General features: G+C 70.2%; 19 protein-coding genes. 10 read left to right on the top strand and 9 right to left on the bottom strand.

Annotated features, from left to right (window positions below):
- Positions 1–56: 56 nt before the first annotated feature.
- The gene (locus G3I71_RS02040) at positions 57–1,310 is read right to left on the bottom strand and encodes a PP2C family protein-serine/threonine phosphatase (protein WP_164312139.1); all 1,254 of its coding nucleotides are present in this window, start codon (positions 1,308–1,310) and stop codon (positions 57–59) included.
- 99 nt (positions 1,311–1,409) lie between these two features.
- Between G3I71_RS02040 and G3I71_RS02035 the strand changes: the two genes are divergently transcribed.
- Complete coding sequence (locus G3I71_RS02035) at positions 1,410–1,850, top strand: hypothetical protein (RefSeq protein WP_164312138.1); 441 nt, start codon at positions 1,410–1,412, stop codon at positions 1,848–1,850.
- Between the two features lie 44 nt (positions 1,851–1,894).
- Here G3I71_RS02035 and G3I71_RS02030 read toward each other — a convergent pair whose 3' ends face one another.
- Entirely contained in the window at positions 1,895–2,371 is a 477-nt protein-coding gene (locus G3I71_RS02030; protein ID WP_164312137.1) for an SH3 domain-containing protein, read from the bottom strand.
- A 165-nt stretch (positions 2,372–2,536) separates the two neighbouring features.
- On the opposite strand from G3I71_RS02030, the gene G3I71_RS02025 reads away from it, so the two are divergent.
- Positions 2,537–3,484: a hypothetical protein gene (locus tag G3I71_RS02025; RefSeq protein WP_164312136.1), complete on the top strand. Its 948-nt coding sequence runs from the start codon at positions 2,537–2,539 to the stop codon at positions 3,482–3,484.
- On the opposite strand, the gene G3I71_RS02020 is transcribed toward G3I71_RS02025, so the two are convergent.
- Positions 3,390–4,769, bottom strand: a complete 1,380-nt coding sequence (locus G3I71_RS02020) for a PLP-dependent aminotransferase family protein (protein ID WP_164312368.1) — start codon at positions 4,767–4,769, stop codon at positions 3,390–3,392. The genes G3I71_RS02025 and G3I71_RS02020 overlap by 95 nt on opposite strands.
- Before the next feature lie 86 nt (positions 4,770–4,855).
- On the opposite strand from G3I71_RS02020, the gene G3I71_RS02015 reads away from it, so the two are divergent.
- The 3 genes from G3I71_RS02015 (at position 4,856) to G3I71_RS02005 (ending at position 9,473) form a co-directional block, all read left to right on the top strand.
- Positions 4,856–5,638 (top strand): alpha/beta fold hydrolase, encoded by a 783-nt coding sequence (locus tag G3I71_RS02015; protein WP_164312135.1) that lies wholly within the window; start codon positions 4,856–4,858, stop codon positions 5,636–5,638.
- Between the two features lie 63 nt (positions 5,639–5,701).
- The gene (locus G3I71_RS02010) at positions 5,702–7,651 is read left to right on the top strand and encodes an FUSC family protein (RefSeq protein ID WP_164312134.1); all 1,950 of its coding nucleotides are present in this window, start codon (positions 5,702–5,704) and stop codon (positions 7,649–7,651) included.
- A gap of 871 nt (positions 7,652–8,522) precedes the next feature.
- A complete protein-coding gene (locus tag G3I71_RS02005; protein WP_164312133.1) occupies positions 8,523–9,473 on the top strand; it encodes a LysR family transcriptional regulator in 951 nt (316 codons plus the stop codon).
- 23 nt (positions 9,474–9,496) lie between these two features.
- Here G3I71_RS02005 and G3I71_RS02000 read toward each other — a convergent pair whose 3' ends face one another.
- Positions 9,497–11,587 (bottom strand): PhoX family protein, encoded by a 2,091-nt coding sequence (locus G3I71_RS02000; protein ID WP_164312132.1) that lies wholly within the window; start codon positions 11,585–11,587, stop codon positions 9,497–9,499.
- Between the two features lie 332 nt (positions 11,588–11,919).
- Here G3I71_RS02000 and G3I71_RS01995 point away from each other — a divergent pair, with 332 nt between their 5' ends.
- From G3I71_RS01995 to G3I71_RS01985, 3 genes are all read left to right on the top strand, one after another.
- Positions 11,920–13,548 carry a VWA domain-containing protein gene (locus tag G3I71_RS01995; protein ID WP_164312131.1) on the top strand — a complete coding sequence of 543 codons (1,629 nt, stop codon included), beginning with the start codon at positions 11,920–11,922 and terminating at the stop codon, positions 13,546–13,548.
- Positions 13,549–13,681: 133 nt separating this feature from the next.
- The gene (metG, locus tag G3I71_RS01990; protein WP_164312130.1) at positions 13,682–15,289 is read left to right on the top strand and encodes a methionine--tRNA ligase; all 1,608 of its coding nucleotides are present in this window, start codon (positions 13,682–13,684) and stop codon (positions 15,287–15,289) included.
- Between the two features lie 127 nt (positions 15,290–15,416).
- Positions 15,417–15,695 carry a hypothetical protein gene (locus tag G3I71_RS01985; RefSeq protein WP_164312129.1) on the top strand — a complete coding sequence of 93 codons (279 nt, stop codon included), beginning with the start codon at positions 15,417–15,419 and terminating at the stop codon, positions 15,693–15,695.
- A 30-nt stretch (positions 15,696–15,725) separates the two neighbouring features.
- On the opposite strand, the gene G3I71_RS01980 is transcribed toward G3I71_RS01985, so the two are convergent.
- Both G3I71_RS01980 and G3I71_RS01975 read right to left on the bottom strand, forming a co-directional pair.
- Entirely contained in the window at positions 15,726–16,181 is a 456-nt protein-coding gene (locus G3I71_RS01980) for a PIN domain nuclease (RefSeq protein WP_164312128.1), read from the bottom strand.
- Positions 16,178–16,387, bottom strand: a complete 210-nt coding sequence (locus tag G3I71_RS01975; protein ID WP_164312127.1) for a type II toxin-antitoxin system VapB family antitoxin — start codon at positions 16,385–16,387, stop codon at positions 16,178–16,180. The genes G3I71_RS01980 and G3I71_RS01975 overlap by 4 nt, the downstream gene beginning before the upstream one ends.
- A gap of 123 nt (positions 16,388–16,510) precedes the next feature.
- Here G3I71_RS01975 and metG (G3I71_RS01970) point away from each other — a divergent pair, with 123 nt between their 5' ends.
- Positions 16,511–18,235 carry a methionine--tRNA ligase gene (gene metG / locus G3I71_RS01970; protein WP_164312126.1) on the top strand — a complete coding sequence of 575 codons (1,725 nt, stop codon included), beginning with the start codon at positions 16,511–16,513 and terminating at the stop codon, positions 18,233–18,235.
- A gap of 21 nt (positions 18,236–18,256) precedes the next feature.
- Here the strand turns inward: metG (G3I71_RS01970) and G3I71_RS01965 are convergent, their stop codons facing one another.
- A complete protein-coding gene (locus tag G3I71_RS01965; RefSeq protein WP_203729101.1) occupies positions 18,257–18,712 on the bottom strand; it encodes a hypothetical protein in 456 nt (151 codons plus the stop codon).
- Positions 18,713–18,938: 226 nt separating this feature from the next.
- Here G3I71_RS01965 and G3I71_RS01960 point away from each other — a divergent pair, with 226 nt between their 5' ends.
- Positions 18,939–19,673: a VCBS repeat-containing protein gene (locus tag G3I71_RS01960; RefSeq protein WP_239148800.1), complete on the top strand. Its 735-nt coding sequence runs from the start codon at positions 18,939–18,941 to the stop codon at positions 19,671–19,673.
- On the opposite strand, the gene G3I71_RS01955 is transcribed toward G3I71_RS01960, so the two are convergent.
- Both G3I71_RS01955 and G3I71_RS01950 read right to left on the bottom strand, forming a co-directional pair.
- Positions 19,663–20,835 carry an RNA-guided endonuclease TnpB family protein gene (locus tag G3I71_RS01955; protein WP_164312124.1) on the bottom strand — a complete coding sequence of 391 codons (1,173 nt, stop codon included), beginning with the start codon at positions 20,833–20,835 and terminating at the stop codon, positions 19,663–19,665. The two genes, G3I71_RS01960 and G3I71_RS01955, sit on opposite strands and share 11 nt — an antisense overlap.
- Before the next feature lie 397 nt (positions 20,836–21,232).
- Complete coding sequence (locus G3I71_RS01950; RefSeq protein ID WP_164312123.1) at positions 21,233–22,219, bottom strand: intradiol ring-cleavage dioxygenase; 987 nt, start codon at positions 22,217–22,219, stop codon at positions 21,233–21,235.
- Positions 22,220–22,232 lie beyond the last annotated feature (13 nt).

Below are 22,232 nucleotides of genomic sequence, written 5' to 3'. Positions count from 1 at the left end.
GCAGCACCGTAACCGGTGCGACTGCGAAGGGGGATTGGCGGTACGGCTATGACCCCCTATGGACGGCTTGTACCTGACCCTGGGTCAGCCGAACCGTCAGCCTCACCGTCGACCGCGCCGTCAGCCACACTGTCATCCGCGCGCACCGCGAACACCGTCGTGTCGTCGGCGAGACGCCCACCGCAGTGCCGCAGCGTGCCGTCCCGTACGAACTCCACCAGGCGCTGCGGATCGGCGGTGCGCGGGTCGGCGGCGACGGCGTCGGCGACCCGTTCGCGCAGCGGGAAGAAGGTGCCGGCGGCGTCCCGGGCCTCGGTGACACCGTCGGTGACGAGGAGCAGGGTCTCCGCGGCGCCGAGGGGCACCCGGACCACGGACGGCAGCCCGCCCTCGCCCGAGGTCAACTCGCTGAGCCCGAGCGGGAGTCCGTCCCCCGGCGGCAGGCTCCGTACGCCGTCGCGCGACACGATCAGGGAAGGCTCGTGCCCGAAGTTGACGACCTCGACCACGACCTCGCCGACGAGCCCGGTCCCCTCCTCCCGGGGGAAGCCGATGAGGACGGCCGTGGCGAACCGGTCGCCGTCGTCCCGCCCGACGGCCGCCCGGTAGCGGATGTGCCGCAGCATCCGTACCTCCAGGCGTTCCGCGACCGCCGCGAGCACCGGTTCGTGGTACCCGGCCTCCCGGAACGTGCCGAGCAGGGCCGCCGCAGCCTCGACCGCGCCGAGCCCCTTGCCCTGGACGTCACCGATGAGGACCCGGGTGCCGTGCGGGCCGGGCTGGATGTCGTAGAAGTCGCCGCCGACGCGGGCGAAGGCGTCGGCGGCGAGATACACCGCCGCGTGGTCGAGGCCGCCCCAGCCGGGCGGCAGCGGGCGCAGCACCGTACGCCGGGTGGTCTCGGCGACGTCCCGCATGTGCAGCATGCGCCGTTCACCGCGCAGCCGGACCACACAGGCGAGGACGGCGAGCACCCCGCCGAGGCCGACGAGGATGAAGTCGGGCAGCCCGGTCTGGTACTGGTGCGGCCAGGCACCGTCGACGAAGACGTAGGTGCCGAGGGACAGGCCCGCGAAGACGACGGTGCCGGTCACCCGGCAGAGCGCGGCGGCGATCCCCGGCACCAGCACGATCCAGGAGATGATCCGGAACTCGCCGGTGGTGTTCCAGTCGAGGACCGCGATCACCACGAGCAGCACCAGCGGCGGCACCCAGCCGGCGCCGCGCCCGGCGGAGAGGGGCGCCGAGAAGGCGGGGCCCTCGTCCGTGCCCACGGCGCCCACCCGGCTCACCCGGCCCACCGGCTTCATGGCACCCAGCGAAACACGGCCGATGTCCGCTGTCGACTTGCCAGGGGACCTCTCCAGGTGTGCTCTGGAGGGCGGGGGCGAGGAGAGAGGAACACTCTCATGGCTCAAGCAACGTCCGGGATCCCCGGCAAGGCGGGAAGAACCGCGCTTCCCGACGTCTTCGGCGCCAGGTCCCACCTGGCCGCGAACCGGGCACTGCCCGTCGTGCTCGGGCTGGTCTACGGCTTCTGGGCCGCGGCCAACCGGCGCGACGGCGGTCCCATCACCGGCTGGAACGTCCTCTTCGGCTTCGTGAGCGCGCTGGCGTTCATGGCGGTGCTGGTCGGCGTGCGGGCGATGGCGCCGCGACTGGCGCGCGAGCCGCACGCGGTGGCGTGGGGCGCGTTCGCCGGGGTCGCGTTCGGGTTCCTGTACAGCCAGACCGGGGCGAGTGTGCTGCGGTCGTGCGGCAACTCACTGGTGGTCGCGGCGTCCGTGTCGGCGGTGCTGTTCTACCGCTACTACACGCGCGAGGACGCGGCCGGGCACCGGGTGAACTGATCCCGGCCGAAGCTGATCCCGGCCGAAGGTGATCAGAAGCGATCTCAGCCGAAGGTGACGTTCCAGCTGAAGCTCCACGTCCCCGAGGCGCTCCACTGGCCGTGATCATGGCCGTGGCCGTCGTCCTTCCACTCCGGGCACGGATCGCTGCAGCTGGGCACCGACCGACCGCCGGTGTCGATGAAGACGGCGCTCGCCCAGGCGTCGACGCCTGGCAGCCAGTACCAGTGCGGGTTTCCGCGCACGGTCTGTCCGGTGACCGCGCACTCGACGCGGCCGTGGCTGCCCGGTGACAGCGACCCGACGACGGGCGAGTCGGTGGTCGGCTGCTCCCGCAGGTTCAGCTCACCGGCGGAGACGACGGTGCCCCGGACCCCGGAGCCGTCGGAGCGGTCGGAGCCGTCGGAGCCGTCGGAGCTGGAAGGCACGGCCGCCATCGCCGTGCCGATGGGTACGGCGGCCAGGATTCCGCTGGTGAACAGGGCAGCGGTCAAGGTCCGCAGGGCCGGAATGGTGGGCATGATCGGCCTCCTTCTCCCCAAAACCAGGAAACACCCGTTCGGGTGAACGCTCCACCGGAGGCTCCATCACGGAGGCTTGTCCCGCACAGCCATATGCAGTCATATGCGGTCGACCGGCTCGCGTTTCCCACCCCCGGGCCTTTGCCTTGAGGGGTGTCTCACCGTGTGTCTCACCGTCTCCGGAGCGTCCTGTCGGCCGTCCTCACCGCCCTCGCGTGCTTCCTGCTGCCCTTCGGCGCGCTCTCGGCGTGGGCGGCGTACGGGCTCGCCGACACCGGCCGGTACGTCACCACGATGGCGCCGCTCGCCGAGAACCCGTACGTCCAGGACGCCATCGCGGACAACGTGGGCGCCGGGATCGTGCACGCGGTCGACGTCGGCCCGCTCGAAGGCACCGTGAACCACTTCGTGCAGGACGCGGTGCACTCGTTCACCCGCACCGAGGCCTTCCGCACCGCCTGGGACACGGCGAACCGCGCCACCCACGAGGCGGTGCTGCACGCCCTGCGGAACGACCCCGACAGGCAACACCCCGGCGACCGCTACGGCAGTTACGGCGGCGAGGGCGCCGTCACCATCGACCTCGCCCCCGTCACCGCCCAGGTCAAGCGTCAACTCACCGCCGACCACGTGCCGTTGGCGAGCCACATCCCCGTCGCGCACACCGAGGTCGCGGTCCTGCCCGCGCAGGATCTCGTACCGCTCCGGAAGGGTTTTCGCGTGCTCGAAGTCGCCGGTTTCTGGCTTCCGGTGACGGCCGGTGTCCTCGCCGTCGCCGGCATCGCACTCGCCGTCCGGCGCCGCCGGGCGATCACGGCGACCGCGCTCGGCACGGCGCTCGGCGGGGCGCTGCTCGGCGTCGCGCTCGTGATCACCCGCCACCTGACCCTCACCGACCTGCCGCCCGGCGTCTCCGCCCCCGCCGCGGGCGCCGTCTACGACGCCCTGACCGCCACCCTCCGCACGGTCTCCTGGCTGCTCCTCGCCCTCGGCCTCGCCGTCGCCCTCGGCATGTGGGTCACCGACCGCTACGGCCCCGCCGGGCGATCGCGGCGAGCGTCCGCAGTGCCCGCTCCAGGTCCGCTTCCGGCGCCGACGCGAGCCCGAGTCTGACGGCGTCCGGCGCCCGCTGCGGACCCACGGCAAAGGCACCCCCGGGCGTGACGGCGATGCCGTGCACCGCCGCGGCTGCCGTGAAGGTGTCCGCCCGCCAGGACGCGGGCAACTCCCACCAGGCGTAGTAGGCGTACGGATCCGACCGCACGGCGCCCCCGAACTCCGCCAACTCCCTTGCCAGCAGCCGCTGTCGACGCGCCGCGTCCAGCCGCTTGGCGGCCACGAGCCGCGCCACGGTCCCGTCCTCGACCCACCGCACCCCGGCCTCCAGCGCGAACCGCCCCGCATTCCACCCACCCGACCGCACAGCCGCCGCCACAGCTTCCGCCCGGTCCGGCGGTACGACGAGAAAGCCGACGGTGAGCCCGGGCGCGACCCGCTTGGACAACCCGTCGACGACATGGGCCAGTTCGGGGACGTGGGCGGCGAGGGGCTCCCCCGAGGTCGTTGTGCCTGCCGCGTCCGTGAGGAACGACCAGATCCGGTCCTCCACCACCGGCACGCCCAACTCCCGGATCACACCCGCGAGTTCGCGCTTCCTCTGCTCTCCCGTCGTCACCGACGTCGGGTTGTGCAGCGTCGGCTGGACGTACAGCGCGGACAGGGGAGCGGTGCGGTGGGCGGCGGTGAGGGCGTCGGGGCGCAGACCGTCCCGGTCCATGGCGAGGGGGACGAGGGTGATGCCGAGGCGGACGGCGATCTCCTTGACCAGCGGGTACGTCAGCGTCTCGACGCCGACCCGGCCGCCCGGCCGGACCAGGGAGGCGAGGGAGGCGGCGATCGCCTGCCGGGCGTTGCCCGCGAAGAGGACGCCGTCGGGGTCGGGCCGCCAGCCCGGGGTGGCGAGCAGCCCGGCGACCGCCGCCCTGGCCTCGGCCGTACCGGTGGCGGGCGCCGGACGCAGCGCCTCGGTGAGCACGTCGGGGCGCAGGAGAGGCGCGAGCGCCGGGGCGAGCAGCTCCGACTGACCCGGCGCGGAAGGATAGTTGAGCTCAAGGTTGACCGCCTTGTCACCCCTCGTGGCCATGCTGCCCAGCGCCGGCTCGGCGAGCGCGCGCCCGCCCGGCTCGTGCGCCGCGGCCCGGACGAACGTGCCGCGTCCGACCTCCCCGACGACCAGTCCACGCCGCACGAGCTCGCCGTACACCCGCCCGGCCGTCGACCCGGCGATGCCGCGCCGACGCGCGAACGCCCGCTGCGGAGGCAGCCGTTCACCAGGACGGAGCCGTCCGGTGGCGATGTCGTCGGCTATCCGGTCGGCGAGGCGTCGGTAGTCGTCCATGAATCCCCCGTACCCGTTCTCGTACATTGCACCGAGCGCAAAGATCCTATTGCACCGAGGAGTTGGATGGACCTAGGGTCGTCCACATGCCCCCACTTACCCCTCTCGTACCTCTTGTCCCTCTCATCCCTCTTGTCCTCGTCCACGGCCATCCCTTCGACCACACCATGTGGAACCCGCAGATCGAGGCGTTCTCGGCCACCCGCCGGGTCATCGCCCCCGACCTGCGCGGCTACGGCGCCTCCCCGGCGGCCGTGGACACCGCCACCCCGCTCTCGCGGTTCGCGCAGGACATCGAGGAGTTGCTCGACGAGGCGCGGGTCGAGTCGTGCGTGCTCGCCGGGCTGTCGATGGGCGGCCAGATCGTCATGGAGTGCTGCGACCGGTTCCCGGAGCGCGTCCGGGGCGTCGTCCTCGCCGACACCTTCCCCGCACCCGAGACGCCGGAGGGCCACCTCGCCCGGAACGCGATGGCGGACCGCCTGCTCTCAGAGGGTATGCGCGGGTACGCCGACGAGGTGCTGGAGAAGATGGTGGCCCCGTACGCCGACCCGAGCGTCAAGGCCCACGTCCACCGCATGATGACGGCCACGGACCCGCGGGGCGCGGCGGCGGCGCTCCGGGGCCGCGCGCAGCGCCCCGACTACCGCCCCCTGCTGACCAGGCTCACCCTCCCGGCCCTGGTCGTCGTGGGAGCCGACGACGAATACACCCCGGTCTCCGACGCCGAGGCCATGCACGCGGCCCTCCCCGACTCCACGCTCCACGTGATCGAACACTCGGCCCACCTGCCCAATCTGGAACGCCCTGCCGAGTTCAACAGGGCCCTGGCCGACTTCCTGGCGACGCGGATCGACCCGGCCCCCTGACCCGGCCCTCCACCAGCGCGGATGAGCCCGTCCCGGAACACGCTGTACGGCGATAATGGGCCCATGTCCCGCGAGTTCCCCATCGGCCTCACACCTCCCGACTGGCTGGTGCGGAATCTCCGACCCCAGCCGGCCCCGCCCGTCAACCGCCCCGCCGTGGCCCGCGCCGCCATCGCCATGTCGCTGCCCCTGGCCGTCGGCCTCGCCACCGGCCACGCCGCCTACGGCGCTCTGGCCTCGATGGGTGCCCTCTCGGGCGTCATCGGGGACACCGCCGACGCGTACCGGATGCGCATCCTCAACATCGCCATCCCCCAGTTCTTCGGCGCGCTCGGCGTCACCCTCGGCTCGCTCGTGTACGGCCGGGGCTGGGCCGCCGTCGCCGCCGTCACCTGCGTGGCCCTTGTCTCCGGGATGATCTCGACGATCGGCGCGGTGGCCTCCGTGTCCGGACTGCTGCTGCTCCTCAACTCCGTGATCGGCGCCGGGCTGCCGCTGCCCGGGGCCTGGTGGCTCGCACCGGCGCTGATGTCCGGCGGCGGGCTGCTGGTGCTGGCCCTGGCCCTGCTCGCCTGGCCGCTGCGGTCGGGGGTGCCGGAACGGGCGGCGGTCGCGCAGACCTACCGTACGGTCGCCGAACTGCTCGCCGCCGGCACCACCGACGGCTACGAGGACGCCCGGCAGGCCGTCACCCAGTCCCTCAACAAGTCGTACGACCTCGTCCTCGCCCGGCGCGCCCGCCACCACGGACGCAGCCCCGAACTCGTGCGTCTGCTCGCCCAGTTGAACGCCATCACCCCGGTCGTCGAGGCCGCCCCCGCCGCCCACCAGGCCGGCCGCCCGCTGCCGCCCGAGGTCCCGGAGGCGGTCCGCCACCTCGCCGACGCCGTCGAGACGGGCTACACCGGCCCGACCGGGCTGCACATCCCCGCCCCGGCCGACCACACCTCACGCGCCGTCGAACAGGCGCTGCGCCACGCCGCCGACGTGGTCGGCAGCCGCTCCCCCGACCTGCGCACAGCCGCCGCCGACGACGACCGCCTCGGCCGACCGGCCACCCTGCGCGCCCGCGCCGTCCGCGCGGCCCGGGACGTCGTACTGTCCGGCGACTCCTGGCGCTACGGACTGCGCCTCGCGCTGTGCATCGGCCTCGCGCAGGTACTGGTCTCGACCGTCCCGGTGCCGCGCTCGTACTGGGTCGCGCTGACCATCACCTTCGTCCTGAAGCCCGACTTCGGCTCCGTCTTCTCCCGGGCACTGCTGCGCGCCCTCGGCACGGTCGTGGGGCTGGTGATCGCGGCGGGGGTACTCGTCCAGGTACCGCGCGGCTGGTGGGACGTACCCGTGGTCCTTCTCCTCGCCACGCTGATCCCGGCGCTCACCCCACGCGGGTACGGCTACCAGACAGCCGCCATCACCCCGGTGATCCTCCTTCTCTCCGACGTCCTCAACCACCAGGGCGCGGCCCTACTGCTGCCCCGGCTCCTCGACTCCCTCATGGGCTGCGGAATCGCGCTGGTCGCGGGCTATCTCCTCTGGCCCGAGAGCTGGCACACCCGCGTCGGCGACCGCCTCGCCGACGCGGTCGCGGACACGGCACGCTATGTGGATTCGGCGTTCCGCCCTGACACCGAGGGTGCGGCACGGGCACGGATGCGACGGCGCCTGTACCGCGATCTCTCCGTCGTCCGTACGGAGTTCCAGCGGGCCCTGACCGAACCGCCGCCCACCGGACGGCGGGCGGCGGCCTGGTGGCCCCTGGTCGTCGCGGTGGAACGCATCGTCGACGCGACGACGGCGGCCCGGGTCCACATCAAGCAGGGCGCCAAGCCGCCGTCCGACGCCGAGATCACCCAAGTCGTCGCACAGCTGCGGGAGTTGTCGGACGGTCTGCGCCGGGTCGAGACCCTGTACGCGGTGCGTACGGACCTCAGCGGACCGGCGGACAGTGTGCTGGAGCCGCTGCGCCAGGAGGTTGCGGCGGCGAGGGCGGTCACGTCACCGCACAAGTAGACGGCGGCGCGGCGAAGGGGGCGCGGGCCGTCCCTGTGCAGAGGGACGACCCGCGCCTGTGGGGGGGGGTGGGCTACTGGGGTACCGGGAAGCCGCCGAGGGGCTACTGAGGGATTACGGAGGGACGACGGGCGGACTCCCGCGTGACTAACGCAGTGCCTTCGCGAGCCCGTTGGCCCAGAGCTGCTTCACGCGGGAGCGTTCGGGGTGGCGTTTGCCGGATTAGCGACTGTCTCTTTGGCCGAACCGGCATACGCAGCCTGTGTATTGGGTGGGGGAGATAGGAACTGACGTACCTAGAGCAAGCGTTGTCAAGCTGAGGCCCAACGCGGGACACTTGAGGGCGGTTTACCTCGATCGGGTGATGGTTGGCTCCTGGGCTTGCGGTGCTCTGGGCCATCCGGGTTAGCGTGGCTATGCGATCTGGGACGCGAGGTGCGGTGTCAGCGTGCGGGGCCCCTGCTCCACCGGTGTGATGGTTCAGGGCCTCCTCGTCGCCTCTGGCCGTAACCAATTGGCCAGGTCGCGTAGGGAACCGACCTCCCGGGCCCGGACCACGCACAGGATGCGTGTCGCCGCCCCGGGGCTGAGTACGCCGGGGACCAGTGCGCCCAAGACCGTTCGGGGCGTGCGGCTGAATGGGGTCACTCCCTCTCGGTCCACAGGAACGGTGAGTCGATCGTTCGTACGGTGAGTGTCGGCGTCTGTGCGGCGGCTGTGATGATGGCAAGTCGCGATAGCGCGGCCCTATCACCGGGGGGCGGGGCCGCCTGTGTGCGTCTGTCGGAACGCACGGATCCGGCTTAGGGTGCGATGGCATGGACATGTACATGCGCATGATTCGCGACGCGGAGCCGGCGGAGCTGGTCGCATGGAGCTAGAGGTCAGGCACCTTCGGGCGCTGTGCGCCATCGCCGACACCGGCAGCCTGCACCGGGCCGCCCGCCAACTGGGCGTGGCCCAGCCCTCGTTGAGCACCCAGCTGCGCCGAATCGAACAGGAGCTGGGCGGCGCGCTGTTCACCCGGACCCGGATCGGCTGCCGTCCGACGCCGCTCGGCCGGGTCGTGCTGAGCCGGGCCCGTCCCCTGGTGGCGGAGATGCGCTCACTGGTCACGGAGGCGCGGGCCGCGGCGGCGGACGAACCGCAGCTGCGCATCGGCTCGACGGCCAGCCGGGCCCTGTCGGGCTGGCTGCGCCGGCTCCGTCAGCGCCAGCAGGAGCCGACCCTGCGCATGGACGTCTCCGCGAACGCGCTGCTGCGCATGGTCGCCGACGGCCAGTTGGACGTGGCGTTCGTGCACGAGGTGGAGGGCTGCCCGCTCCGCATCCCGGACGGCCTGTGCCTGCGCGTACTGGCCGACAGGGAACCCCAGTTCGTGTCCCTACCCGCCGACCATCCGGCCGCCGCGAGACCGGTGGTCCACCTCTCCGAGCTGGCCGGCGACCGCTGGATGGTGGACGAGACGGTCGACGGCGAGTTCGACGCCGTACTGCGCATGCTGCACACCGCCGGCCTCAACCCCCGCGTCCTGCACGGCGATTACCACACCGCGGCCTCGCTGGTGGCGACCGGCGAGGTCGTCACCGTCTGCCAGCCGACCTGCCTGCCGCGCCCCGAGATGGCGGTACGCCGGCTCCACGGCGACCCGCTCGGCGTACGGCTGCTGCTGGCGGCCCGTACGGAGACGGAGCTGGACGGATTGCATCCGGCGCTGGCGGAGGCGTACGAGGAGGTGTCGCGGCAGGCACCGGCGTACCAGGAGTGGCTGGAACAGAGCACCGGCGCCGCGACGCCAGCCTCCGTCCCAGCACTCCCGTAAGCCGCTCACCGAACCCGACCGGCTCAGACGCCGATGTCGCAGCCGTCCGTACGCCACACGGCGACGACCGCCGGGCGGACGATCTTCCCCGGTCCGTCGGGCCACGTGCTGGCGGGCTTCTCCACCGAGGCGCCGTCGATCTCGCCCGGGTGCTGCACGGCGACGAGCACCTGGCGCTCCCCGATGACCGGACCGCAGGTCTCGGCGCCGGTCGGCACGGTCAGGAACTGCTTGAGCTCACCGCGCCGGGCACCCTTCGTCGCGACGCCGAACAGGCCGTCGTGGGAGCCGAGTTGGCTGCCATCCGTGGAGATCCACAGGTTGCCGTGACGGTCGAAGGCGACGTTGTCGGGGCAGGAGATCGGGCTGACGTCGTCCTTCGGGAAGCCCGCGAAGTAGGTGGCGGGGTCCTTGGGGTCACCGGCGACGAGGAAGAGCGTCCAGGCGAACGAGGTGCTCTCGGCGCGGTTCCAGCGCTCGGTCAGCTCCAGGATCTGCCCGTGCTTGTTGGAGTTGCGCGGGTTGGCCTCGTCGGCGGCGGCGAAGCCGGCCTTGCCCCGGTTGCTGTTGTTGGTGAGGGCGACATAGACCTTGCCGGTGACCGGGTTGGGCTCGATGTCCTCGGGCCGGTCCATCTTGGTGGCGCCGACCTTGTCCCCGGCGAGCCGCGTGAAGACGAAGACCTCCTCGGCGGTCATGCCGTCGACGTGCGAGACGGCGCCCTTGGCGGTGGCGGTCGCCAGCGGAATCCACGTACCGCTGCCGTCGAACTCACCGTCGGCGGGCAGCTTCCCGCTCCCGTCGATCTCGATGGCGGGGGAGTCACCGGTGAGCTTGGCGACGTACAGCGTGCCCTCGTCGAGAAGGGAGAGGTTGTGCTCCCGGACGGAGCGCGAGTCCCCGTGCCGCATCCGCTTGCTGCCGACGAACTTGTAGAAGTAGTCGAAGCGCTCGTCGTCGCCGGTGTAGACGACGGGACGCCCGTCCGAGGTCATCCGGATGGTGGCGGCCTCGTGCTTGAAGCGTCCGAGGGCGGTGTGCTTGCGGGGTGTGGAGGAGGGATCGTAAGGGTCGAACTCCACGACATACCCGAACCGGTGGACCTCGTTGGGCTCCTGCGCGACGTCGAACCGCTTGTCGAACCGCTCCCACTTGCGCTCGGTGGCGCCGGTGCCGATGCCGTACCGCTTGTCGGTGTCGCGGGAGGAGTTGGCAAAGTACTGGTTGAAGTTCTCCTCGCCGTGCAGGGTCGTCCCCCACGGCGTGGTGCCCCCGGAGCAGTTGTTGAGCGTGCCGAGGACCTTCCGCCCGGTCGGGTCGGTGGAGGTCCTGAGGAGATCGGACCCGGCGGCCGGTCCCGTGATCCGGAACTCGGTGGTGGCGGTGACACGGCGGTTGAGCGGGTGGCGGAGTACGGGGGTGAGCTTGCCGGTACGCCGGTCGCCCTCGACCACGACGGCGGACAGCCCGTGCGCCGCCCAGGCGACCTCGACCTGCTCGCGGGTGGGGTTGGCGGCGTCGTAGCCGCGGAACATCAGGATCTCGTCGGTGTACTCGTGGTTGGCGACCAGGAGCTTCTGGTTCCCGTGGAGGGGGAGCAGCGCGAGGAAGTCGTTGTTGTACCCGAACTGACCGGCCTGCGCGGCGGCGGTCTGCTCCTCCGGGTCGAAGGCGGGGGCGCCACGGAGGATGGGCTCGCCCCAGCGGATGACGACGTTCTGGCCATACCCGCCGGGGACGGTCACAGCGTCGGCGGTGTTGGGCGCGACAGGGGTGAAGCGCAGGCCGCGCGGCACGGAAGAGGAGGAGACGGAGGAGGAAGGGGAGGCGGAGGGGTGAGGGTGGGAGGCTGCGGTGGCTGCTTCCGCGCCCTCGGCGCCGACGACGTTCACGGCGGTACCGGCCGCGGTGGCCACGGTGACGACGGCGGCGGCGCGCATCACGGAGCGGCGGCTGAGAGCACCGGCGATCACATCGCCGAGGTACTCGTTGGCGCTGGTGTTGGGAACCTCGTGGAAACAGGCGTCACCGCACCGGAAACGGCAGGTCATCGCTGACCGGCCGCCAGGATGCGATCCGGACGACGATCCGATCAACGGCAGCAGCTTTCGCACTTTACTCTCCCCATGGTGTCCCTATACGTGCCTTTGGTGTCAGCGTGACGCTAGGCGGACGGAAGTGCGACGGTGGGGACGCCAGGTGAACGAAGGGTGAACCCGTGGGAGCGGTAGGGGTATTGGGGTGCGGGGAAGATGCGGACGGGACCTGCCGCAGGCCCGGCCCATGCCTGCTGGGGGGCGGGGCGCGAGGTTGGCGAAGTGGCGCCCTTGACGCCCGCCGGGTTCCGTGAAAGACCCTGCCGAAGATCGTCAATCCGGACCGCTAACCTTACGTGTCCGTCCTGGCCAGGGATTGACGGCTACAACTCACGTGAAGGGTTGCGCACATGGGCATTCTCACTCTCCTGCGGAACGCGTTCGGCAAGTCACGCAAGGGGCGTGACGCCGAGGCGGCGCCCGCGCGGGAGGCGGAGTCGGTTCCTCAGCAGGGGGTCGCCGAGCCGAAGATTCCGGCACCGTCCCCAGAACCGACCCTGACCCAGTCCCCGACACCGAAGCCCGCAGAGGCCCCCTCGGTGGTGGACGACCTCGTCTCGGCAGCCTTCGACAACGTAACGGTCCCCAAGCCGTCCAGGCCGGTGGACGAGCCGGTGAAGCCGGTGGCTGAGGCGACTGAGCCGGTGGCTGAGCCAGTGGCTGAGGTGGCTGAGCCAGTGGCTGAGGTCGAGGTCGAGCCGGAGACCGAGGTTGCGGCGGAGACCAAGCCGGAGCCGGTGGCCGAGGCGGAGCCTGTGGCCGAGGCGGAGGTCGAGGCAGAGGTTGAGACCAAGGCAGAGGTTGAGCCTGAGGTGGAGGCGGATCCTGAGCCGGTCACCGAGACCGCGCCGGAGGCCGAACCGGTCGCCGAGGTGACACCGGAACTGGAACCGGAACCGGAACCGGAACCTGTCGTCGAGGCGGCACCGGAGCCGGAACCGCTGGCCGAGGTGACCCCCGAGCCCGAGGCCGAGCCTGTCGCCGAGGAGCCGGCTCCGGCGCCCGAGCCTGCCGCCGAGGTGACCGAGGTCGCCCCGGAGCCGGAGCCCGAGGTCGAAGCGGTCGCCGAAACCGAGCCCGAACCCGAACCGATCGTCGAAGCAGTCCCCGAGCCCGTCGCGGAGGAGCCCGCTCCCGAGCCGGAGGCCGAGGTGACGGCGGAACCGGAACCGGAACCGGAGTCTGCACCCGAGGTCGAGTCCGAGGAACTGGAACCGGCAGCCGCCGACGCGGAGGAAGCCCCACAGGGTCCACCCGCACCCGAAAACGAAGGCGCCACGGATGGTGCGAGTGGTCCGGGTGGGGAAACGGACACGGCCGACGGCGAAGCCGAGGCCGAGACCGAGGCCGTACCCGCAAGCCTCCTCACCGCGTACAACTCCGCCGCCACCACCCTCACCGCCCTCAACCTCAACAACACCCCCGCCAAGGTCTACCTCGTCCTGGACCGCAGCGCGTCAATGCGCCCGTACTACAAGGACGGCTCCGCCCAGGCCCTCGGCGAGCAGACCCTCGCCCTCGCCGCCCACCTCGACCCCGAGGCGACCGTCCACGTCGTCTTCTTCTCCACGGAACTGGACGGCACCGGCGAGCTGACCCTCTCCGACCACGACAACAAGATCGACGAACTCCACGCCTCCCTCGGCCGCATGGGCCGTACGAGCTACCACGCGGCCGTGGAGGAGATCGTCAAGCACTACGAGAAGTCCGGCACCGAACACCCCGCCCTGATCGTCTTCCAGACGGACGGCGCCCCGGACGCCAAGACCCCCGCCACCCAGTCCCTCACGGACGCGGCGGCGAAGCACCCCGCCCTCTTCTTCTCCTTCGTCGCGTTCGGCGAGCCGGAGAACAAGGCCTTCGACTACCTCCGCAAGCTCAAGACGTCCAACACGTCCTTCTTCCACGCGGGCCCGACCCCCCGCGAGCTGACGGACACGGAGCTGTACGAGGGCGTACTGGCCAACTGGCGCCCGTAACACCCGTAACGCTCGTAAAACCGAACACACGACGACCGACAGGGCCCGGGGGCATACCCCGGGCCCTGTCCCCGTAATCCCCTCAGCCGAAATCGCAGTGAGCCAATCCCCCCTCGGCCAGTAGGATTTCGCCATGGTGGCCACTGGATCCGAGAAGCAGGGCGGGAAGGCGTACTACGTCTCCACCCCCATTTATTACGTCAACGACGCTCCTCACCTGGGCCACGCCTACACGACCGTCGCAGGCGACGTGCTCACGCGCTGGCACCGTCAGCGCGGCGAGAGGGTGTGGTACCTCACCGGCACGGACGAGCACGGTCAGAAGATCATGCGCACCGCGGAGGCGAACGGCGTCAGCCCGCAGCAGTGGGCGGACAAGCTCGTCGACGAAGCCTGGAAGCCTCTCTGGGAACACCTGAACATCGCGAACAACGACTTCATCCGTACGACGGAGAAGCGGCACACGGACCGCGTCCAGGAGTTCGTCCAGGATCTGCACGACAAGGGCGAGATCTACAAGGGCGGCTACGAGGGCCCGTACTGCGTGGGCTGCGAGGAGTACAAGCTCCCGGGCGACCTCATCGAGGCCGAGGACGGCACGAAGCTCTGCCCGATCCACAAGAAGCCGGTGGAGCTCCTCAAGGAGGAGAACTACTTCTTCAAGCTGAGCGAGTACGGCGAGAAGCTGCTGGCCCTCTACGAGGCCAACCCCAACTTCATCCAGCCCGAGTCCGCCCGCAACGAGGTCGTGAACTTCGTCAAGCAGGGCCTGCAGGACCTGTCGATCTCGCGGTCGGCCTTCGACTGGGGCGTCCCGATCCCGTGGGACGACAAGCACGTCATCTATGTCTGGGTCGACGCGCTCCTCAACTACGCGACGGCCGTCGGTTACGGCGCCGACCAAGCGAAGTTCGAGGAGACCTTCCCGGCCGATGTGCACCTGGTCGGCAAGGACATCCTCCGCTTCCACGCGGTGATCTGGCCCGCGATGCTGATGGCGCAGGGCCTGCCCGTACCGGGCCGGGTCTTCGGTCACGGCTGGCTGATGGTCGGCGGCGAGAAGATGTCCAAGTCGAGCCTGACCGGCATCAAGCCGCAGGACCTGACCTCGCACTTCGGTGTGGACGCCTACCGCTGGTACTTCCTGCGTGCGATCGCGTTCGGCGGCGACGGCTCCTTCTCGTGGGAGGACTTCACCGCCCGCTACACGAGCGAGCTCGCCAACGACTACGGCAACCTCGCCTCCCGCGTGGCCGCCATGGTCGGCAAGTACTTCGGCGGTGCGCTGCCGGAGGCCACGGCCGCAGGCGACGCGGAGAAGGCGGTCCAGAACGGCCTGGCGAAGGCCGTCGCCGAGGCCGACCGGAAGATCGGCGAGGAGCTGGACTTCCAGGGCGGAATCCTCGCGATCTTCGACTTCGTGAAGCAGGTCAACGGCTACATCACTGAGCAGGAGCCCTGGAAGGTCGCGAAGGACGAGTCGCCGGAGGGCAGGGCCCGCCTGGCGACGATCCTCTACACGGCCGCGGAGTCGCTCCGCGCGATGGCGGTCCTGCTCAACCCGGTCATGCCCGACACCTCGCAGAAGCTCTGGGACTCCCTCGGCGCGGACGCCGTCCTCGGCGCGCTCCCCGACCAGCGGATCACCGACGCCGCCACCTGGGGCCGGCTCCCGGCGGGCGCGACGATCACCAAGGGCGCGGTGCTCTTCCCTCGCCTGGAGGAGAAGCCGAACGCGTAGTCCGAACGCCCAGCACGTACGCGAGCACATGAGTACGTGGCGGGGCCCTGGGAACAAGCCGTTCGTTCCCGGGACCCCGCACAACTTTCCGGGTGCGGCTGCGTGCCGCCCGGGGGACCCTGCGTCCATGGCGTACAAAAAGCTGGAGATCTGGGCCACGGGCGAGTGGCACGGCGTTCGGGGAGCCCGCCCTCTGGGGCGACCCTTCGGGGCGAAGGGCGACTTCACGTGTGGCCGCAGGCAGGCCACGGACACGACGCGTCAATCACTTGAGGCCGAACTGAACAGGCTGCTGCAAGTGAGCGACCCCATCGAGGTGGTCGTGGAAGACGGACTCACGCTGTACTTCGCTCCCGGAACAGCGGGGCCGTTCCGCATGGCCACCGGCGAGGACGAGGAGTCCTGACAGCACGAGGCCACGGGGCCACGCCCACGTTCAGGACTCTATGGACTCTATGGACTCGGGGGACTCGATGGTCTCGGGTTCGGCCAGCCAGACCGTCGACTGGCCCGTGCGGCGGGCGACGGTGTCGAGGTCCCGGTCGTGGTGGAGCAGGGTCAGGCCCGACAACTCGGCCGTGGCGGCCACGAGCAGGTCGACAGGTCCGGCCGAGCGGTGCTCGCCGTTGTCGGTGAGCAGCTGCTGCACCTCGCGAGCGCGCTGATAGATGCCGTCGGGCATCAGCGTCCAGCTGAACAGCTGGCGCAGCTCCTCCTGGACACCTTCGCGGTCCGACCGCCCGCGAGCGGAGAAGAGGATCTCCAACTCGGTCAGATCACACAGCGCCACCAGCCCGTTGTCGAGCACTTGACCCCAGTTCTCGTCGTACGCATCGCTGCTGAGCAAGCGGACGGCTGCCGAGGTGTCGATCAGATACGAGAGATCACTCACCGGCGGTAGTTCCTTTTGTCCAGAAGGATGTCGAAGTCGCCGCGCGCTCCCCTCTCACGGAGCTTGGCCAGCGCTATGGCCCGGCTGCGCCGCTTGGCGACTTCCAGCAGCGCGGTGTTGACGGTGTCCTTCTTGGTCTTGGTGCCGAGCAGGACCTGAGCCTCCGCCAGAGCCTCGTCGTCGACCTCGATGAGCAGCTTCGACATGACAGACCTCCCAATATAGATATGCGACTCACGTAGTATATACCGGCGCCGCAGGTGTCCACTCACGGCTACGATTTCAACGTTCGCGAAGCAGCAGGAAACCAACCTGGGAGCAGCACCCCGATGGCTCGACACCTCATCACCAGCGCCCTTCCGTACATCAACGGGATCAAGCACCTGGGCAACATGGTGGGGTCCATGCTCCCGGCGGACGTCTACTCCCGTTACCTCCGCCAGCGCGGGCACGACGTCCTCTACATCTGCGCGACGGACGAGCACGGCACGCCGGCCGAGCTGGCCGCGAAGGAGCAGGGCATCCCCGTAGCGGAGTTCTGCGCGCAGGCGCACGACGCGCAGAAGGCGGTGTACGACGGGTTCGCGCTGGCCTTCGACTACTTCGGCCGGAGTTCCAGTCCGCAGAACAGGGAGATCACCCAGCACTTCGCCCGCCGCCTCCACGAGAACGGCTTCATCGAAGAGCGTGCGATCCGCCAGGTGTACAGCCCCACCGACGGCCGCTTCCTGCCGGACCGCTACGTCGAGGGCACCTGTCCCCACTGCGGCTACGACAAGGCGCGCGGCGACCAGTGCGAGAACTGCACCCGGGTGCTCGATCCCACCGACCTGATCGACCCCCGGTCCGCGATTTCCGGCTCGACGGACCTGGAGGTCCGGGAGACGACGCACCTCTTCCTGCTCCAGTCGAAGCTCCAGCACGAGGTCGAGGAGTGGGTGACCGCCCACGAGGGCCAGTGGCCCCACCTCGCCTCCTCCATCGCCCGCAAGTGGCTCACCGAGGGCCTGCACGACCGTGCGATCACCCGTGACCTGGACTGGGGCGTGCCCGTCCCGGCGGACACCTGGCCGGAGCTGGCGGCGGAGGGCAAGGTCTTCTACGTCTGGTTCGACGCCCCGATCGAGTACATCGGCGCGACGAAGGAGTGGTCGGACGAGCAGCCGGAGACCAGGGACTGGAAGTCCTGGTGGTACGAGGCCGACGCCGGCGACAACCCCGTCCGCTACACGGAGTTCATGGCGAAGGACAACGTCCCGTTCCACACGGTGATGTTCCCGGCCACGGAACTCGGCGTCCGCGAACCGTGGAAGAAGGTCGACGTCGTCAAGGCCTTCAACTGGCTGACGTACTACGGCGGAAAGTTCTCCACGTCCCAGAAGCGGGGCGTCTTCACCGACCAGGCCCTCGCCATCCTCCCGGCCGACTACTGGCGCTACTTCCTGATCGCCAACGCCCCCGAGTCCGACGACTCCTCCTTCACCTGGGAGCACTTCACGGCCACGGTGAACAAGGATCTGGCGGACACGCTCGGCAACTTCGTCAACCGCGTCCTCTCCTTCTCGAAGAAGCGCTTCGGCGACGAGGTCCCGGCGGGCACGGCGGCCGGCGAGGCGGAGGCGAGGCTGGGCGAGCAGATCGCCGAACTGCTCGCGGAGTACGAGAACCAGCTGGAGGCTCTCCAGTTCCGCAAGGCGGCGGCAGCCCTGCGCGCCCTGTGGTCGGCGGGCAACTCCTACCTGGAGGAGAAGGCCCCCTGGCTGGAGGTCAAGACCGACCAGGACGGCGCGGCCCTGACCCTCCGTACGGCGATGAACCTCATCCACCTCTACGCGGTGGTCTCGGAACCCTTCATCCCGGCGACCGCGGCGACGATGCGCGCGGCGTTCACGCTGAACGGTGACACGAAGACGTGGGTCACGGCCGACGAGGCGAAGTCGCTGTCCGCCGTCCCCGCGGGCACCGCCTTCACGGTTCCGCCGGTGCTGTTCGCGAAGCTGACGGACGAGGACCTGGAGACGTACAAGGAGCGCTTCGGCGGCGCACCCGAGTGATCCGGGCCCCGTGCCCGCGCCTTACACGGTGACACCGAACCGCCCGTCAACTCCCAGGAGTCGACGGGCGGTTGCTTCGTTCGGGTCGTCGGCGCCCGCGCCCGCGTCGGCGCCCGGCGGACCGGACGCGAGCCCGAGGGCGCTGCGGGCGGCGCTGACGTACTGGAGACCCTCCACAGCGGTCTGCCTCGCGAGCGCGTACTCGGCGGGCGTGCGGGCGGCGGCCAGTTGGCCGCGGGCGGTGTGATGCCGTCCGGTCGCCTCGGCCAGCGCCTGCGCGGCGGCTTCGTCGGCCCCCGGCCGCAGACCGGCCAGACTCCCGCCGAGCCGCACCACCCACCGGTTGGCCTCGACCTCGGCGTCCAGCCCGGACAGGCCGGACGCAGCCGTGTACATCCCCGCCTGCCTGCGCAGAAGGACGACGGAAGCGACCGCTCCGACGATCAGCAGCAGCGTGAGCGGAACGACGATTCCCATGACTTCCTCCAGCGAGCGACAAGCAGCGAATAACGAACAGCGAACATCGAACGTGAGTGGAACGTGCCGTGGGGTGCGGTTACCCCACTCCGACAGTTCCCATCAAACGCCCCGCCACTGTGCCCTCCCGGCGAGAAGTCTGTGCGTTACCTGCGAACCTCCCATGTGCGTGGAGGACGGATCCGCCGATCACGGCCTGCCCCAAGCCCTGGTAAAGTCCGCTCACTTGTGCGAGGGCTGTGACCCTCCGGGGGAGGAAACCTCACGTGGGCAGACACGCCCTGGGACAGGGCGGGCCGACCGCGCTCGTCTCGGCTTTCGCGGTCGCCGTCGCGGCCGGAACCATCACTCTGTTCGCCGCGACATCCGACGGCGGTGGCGCGGCGCAGGCCGCCACGGTGGCCGGGACATCCTCCCCCCCGGTGACGTCTCCGGCGACGGCCGCCCCGACCTGATCGCCCGCAAGGCATCGACAGGCGCCGTCTACCTCTATAAGGGCACCAGCGCCGGCAAGCTCTCCGCGCCTGTCACCCTGTACGCGAACTGGAAGGGCTACAAGAAGATCGTCGGCGCCGGGGACCTCGACGGCGACGGCATCGGCGACCTTCTCGCCCAGGACAAGGCAAACAACCTGTACCGGTTCAACGGCACGGGCCGGGGCACCTTCACCGCCCGTACGAAGCTGTTCGGTTCATGGGGAGCCTCGTACAACGCGGTCGTCGGCATCGGCGACCTCAACGACGACGGCCACGCGGACCTGGTCGCCCGCGACACGGCCGGCAACCTGTACCGGCAGAGCGGGGACGGGAAGGGGTCGTTCGGGGCGCGTACGAAGATAGGTAGCGGCTGGGGCGGCTACAAGTCCCTCTCGTCAACGACCCGGCCGTGGACGACCGGGCTTGCTGCTCGGGTCATCGATGGCTTCGATGGGTCTCGGCTGCGTCCAGCTCTCACGCGATGAGGGTGAGGGCAGGGGCCGTTGACTCGGCCCCGCGAACCCACGTCATCCAGCCTCGGGCCGCGATGTTGTGGGACGAGTTCAGATCCGCGTGCTCGACGAAGCCGCAGACTCTGCAGGTGAAGACGGCCTGGGACGGCCGGTTGTGCCGGTGGGTGTGGTGGCACTGGGAGCATTCCTGGCTGGTGTACGCCGGATTGACGTACACCACAGGGACGCCGGAGCGCTTCGCCTTGTAGGCGATGAAGGTGCCCAGTTGGTGGAAGGACCAGGAGTGCAGGGTGGCGCGTTGGGGCTTCCTCAGCCGTACCCGTTCGCGGATGCCCGTCAGTTCTTCCAGGGCGATGCCGCGTCCGGTGCGTTGTGCCGCCGCCACGATGGACTTACTGATCTTGTGGTTGATGTCGCGGGCCCGCCGGGCTTCCTTGCCCGCGTGCTTCCTCGCTCGCCTCCTGGCGGACTTGGTGCCCTTCTTCTGCAGCTTGGTGCGCAGCTTCCGGTCGTTCTCGCGTCGCCGGTTCATCCGGCGCCCGCTGTGCCGGGTGCCGTCCGTGGTGGTGGCGATGTTCACGATGCCCAGATCCACCCCGAGGAAGGCGACGGGGTGGGTGTTCGGCTCGGCCTCGGCGATCTCACAGGTCGCCAGGAGGTACCACTGCCCACCGGTGCGGATCAGGTCCGATTCACCCTGACGGCAGCGGGCCACCACCGCCAGCTGCTCCGCCTGGCCGGTGAAGGCCACCTCTTTCATCCGCCCGCCGGTTGTCCAGATCGACACCGTGCGCTCCTGGTGCTGCCAGGACAGCATCCGGTCGTCGAAGGGCTGCGCGGACTCGGCCCGGAAGGCGATCGGCTCGCCTGCCGCCTTCTCGTAGCGTTTGGTGCCGGGGCGGCCGTAGTTGCCCGCCTTGAGGTTGGCCCGCAGGGTGGTGTAGGCGTCGGCGGTCTTCTTGATGCTGTGCTGGGCCGCCTGGGCACCCAGTCCCCACCGCTCCTTGACCACACGGTAGGTGCGATCCCGCAGCGCCCGCTTGGAGGTCGGTTTCTTCGCGAATGCCTCTGCCGACACCCAGTTCGCCGCTTCGTTGCAGGCGGTCAGGGTCGCTTCAAGTGCCGCCGCCTGTGCGGGCGTCGGCAGGAGCTTCACCCGCACCACCAGCTTCATGACCACCGACTTTAACCAGCTCACCGCCCGCACCACACCATCCGCTCATCGGATCACCCGATCGAGTGAGGTGCCGGTCGGCCGGGGTAGGTGTGGCCGCCTCCGGCGGCAAGGGAACTCGTCCGGCTCCGCAGGATTTCGCCGCACCCGGCTCCGCCGGGCAAGATGCTGTGACGCTCCGCGTCACGGTCCTGGGATGCGATTCCTCCCGGGCGTGAACGCCCGGGGTTCCTCGCAAGATCACGCTGAACCGCACCTTGTGGATCGAGCCGCCCAGGGCGCACGTACTCCGGGCGCCTCGGCGTCGCGCAGAAGCCAGTAGGCGCGCACCCGCCGACGAAGGCCCGGAACCTGGGAGAGGGTTCCGGGCCTTCGCCCTTCGCGGGCCGTACGTTCGTCAGCTCGCCGTGGCCGACGCCGACGCGCTCGCCGTCGTCGAGGTGCCCGTGCCGTCGTTGGTGGCGTCCGGGTCGACGCCCATCGTGATGGAGCCGATGACACCCTTCGCGATGTTCTTCTTGTTGTACTTCAGCTTGAGCAGACCGCCCGCGGTGCCGCTCTGGTCGTAGATCGTGTCCTCGGTGAGCGTCGTGCGCTCGGTCGTCGACGTCGAGTACGGCTCGACGGTGGCGGAGAGCAGCACCGACTCCTCGTCGAGGAAGAACTGACCGGTGTGGCAGGTGGTGCCGCCCTCGTAGCCGGCGTCCGTCCAGGTGCCGTCCACGTGCACCTTCGTGTGGATGTGGACGGTGCGGCCCCGGTACCAGCCCGGGAAGACCGTCTTGAAGGTGACCCGGCCCTGCCGGTCCGTCTTCCAGGTGCCGCGCAGGTAGCGCTTGTCGTCGGTGGGCTCCTCGTGCACACCGCCACCGCCCGTGCCGCCCGAGGGGGCGCCGGAGGGCGCGTCGGTCGGCGGCTCACCGGTCGGGGTGCCGGACGCGCCGTCGGTCGGGGCGCCCGACGGGGCATCGCCGCCGCCACCGCCGGTGGAGAGGCTCTCGTAGCCGGAGTACAGGCCCAGGGCGTCGCAGTGCCAGATGTCGACGGCCGCGTTGACGATCGGCCTGCACGTCTCGTTGTCGATCACCCGGAGGCTCAGGGTCAGCGGGATGCCTTCCTTGTCCTCGGTGATGTCCTGGCGGAGCTTGTCCGCGTCGATGTAGTACGGACCCTCCGTGGTCTCCGAGGTGAGCGTGTAGCAGACCCCGGCGCTGCCGGAGGCCTTGGGGGTGGGGGTCTTCTTGCCTTTGCCCGTCTCACCCGCGAACGCGCCCGCCGCGAGTCCGCCCGCGACGCCCACCGCGGCGACCGCCCCGGCGCCGGTGACGACAACCTTCCGACGTGTGAGATCCCGCTTGTGCTTCGGCCCTTCGTTCTCTGTCATGAGTCGGAATTTA

Source organism: Streptomyces sp. SID12501, assembly GCF_010550245.1.
Taxonomy (GTDB): Bacteria; Actinomycetota; Actinomycetes; order Streptomycetales; family Streptomycetaceae; genus Streptomyces.
This window is presented reverse-complemented; position numbering and strand designations above follow the sequence as displayed.

Coding starts and splice junctions, on each gene's coding strand:
- G3I71_RS02040 (WP_164312139.1), bottom strand. CDS start 1,310: ATGAAGCCGGTGGGCCGGGTGAGCCGGGTGGGCGCCGTGGGCACGGAC.
- G3I71_RS02035 (WP_164312138.1), top strand. CDS start 1,410: ATGGCTCAAGCAACGTCCGGGATCCCCGGCAAGGCGGGAAGAACCGCG.
- G3I71_RS02030 (WP_164312137.1), bottom strand. CDS start 2,371: ATGCCCACCATTCCGGCCCTGCGGACCTTGACCGCTGCCCTGTTCACC.
- G3I71_RS02020 (WP_164312368.1), bottom strand. CDS start 4,769: ATGGACGACTACCGACGCCTCGCCGACCGGATAGCCGACGACATCGCC.
- G3I71_RS02015 (WP_164312135.1), top strand. CDS start 4,856: ATGCCCCCACTTACCCCTCTCGTACCTCTTGTCCCTCTCATCCCTCTT.
- G3I71_RS02010 (WP_164312134.1), top strand. CDS start 5,702: ATGTCCCGCGAGTTCCCCATCGGCCTCACACCTCCCGACTGGCTGGTG.
- G3I71_RS02005 (WP_164312133.1), top strand. CDS start 8,523: ATGGAGCTAGAGGTCAGGCACCTTCGGGCGCTGTGCGCCATCGCCGAC.
- G3I71_RS01995 (WP_164312131.1), top strand. CDS start 11,920: ATGGGCATTCTCACTCTCCTGCGGAACGCGTTCGGCAAGTCACGCAAG.
- metG (WP_164312130.1), top strand. CDS start 13,682: ATGGTGGCCACTGGATCCGAGAAGCAGGGCGGGAAGGCGTACTACGTC.
- G3I71_RS01985 (WP_164312129.1), top strand. CDS start 15,417: ATGGCGTACAAAAAGCTGGAGATCTGGGCCACGGGCGAGTGGCACGGC.
- G3I71_RS01975 (WP_164312127.1), bottom strand. CDS start 16,387: ATGTCGAAGCTGCTCATCGAGGTCGACGACGAGGCTCTGGCGGAGGCT.
- metG (WP_164312126.1), top strand. CDS start 16,511: ATGGCTCGACACCTCATCACCAGCGCCCTTCCGTACATCAACGGGATC.
- G3I71_RS01965 (WP_203729101.1), bottom strand. CDS start 18,712: ATGGGAATCGTCGTTCCGCTCACGCTGCTGCTGATCGTCGGAGCGGTC.
- G3I71_RS01955 (WP_164312124.1), bottom strand. CDS start 20,835: ATGAAGCTGGTGGTGCGGGTGAAGCTCCTGCCGACGCCCGCACAGGCG.
- G3I71_RS01950 (WP_164312123.1), bottom strand. CDS start 22,219: ATGACAGAGAACGAAGGGCCGAAGCACAAGCGGGATCTCACACGTCGG.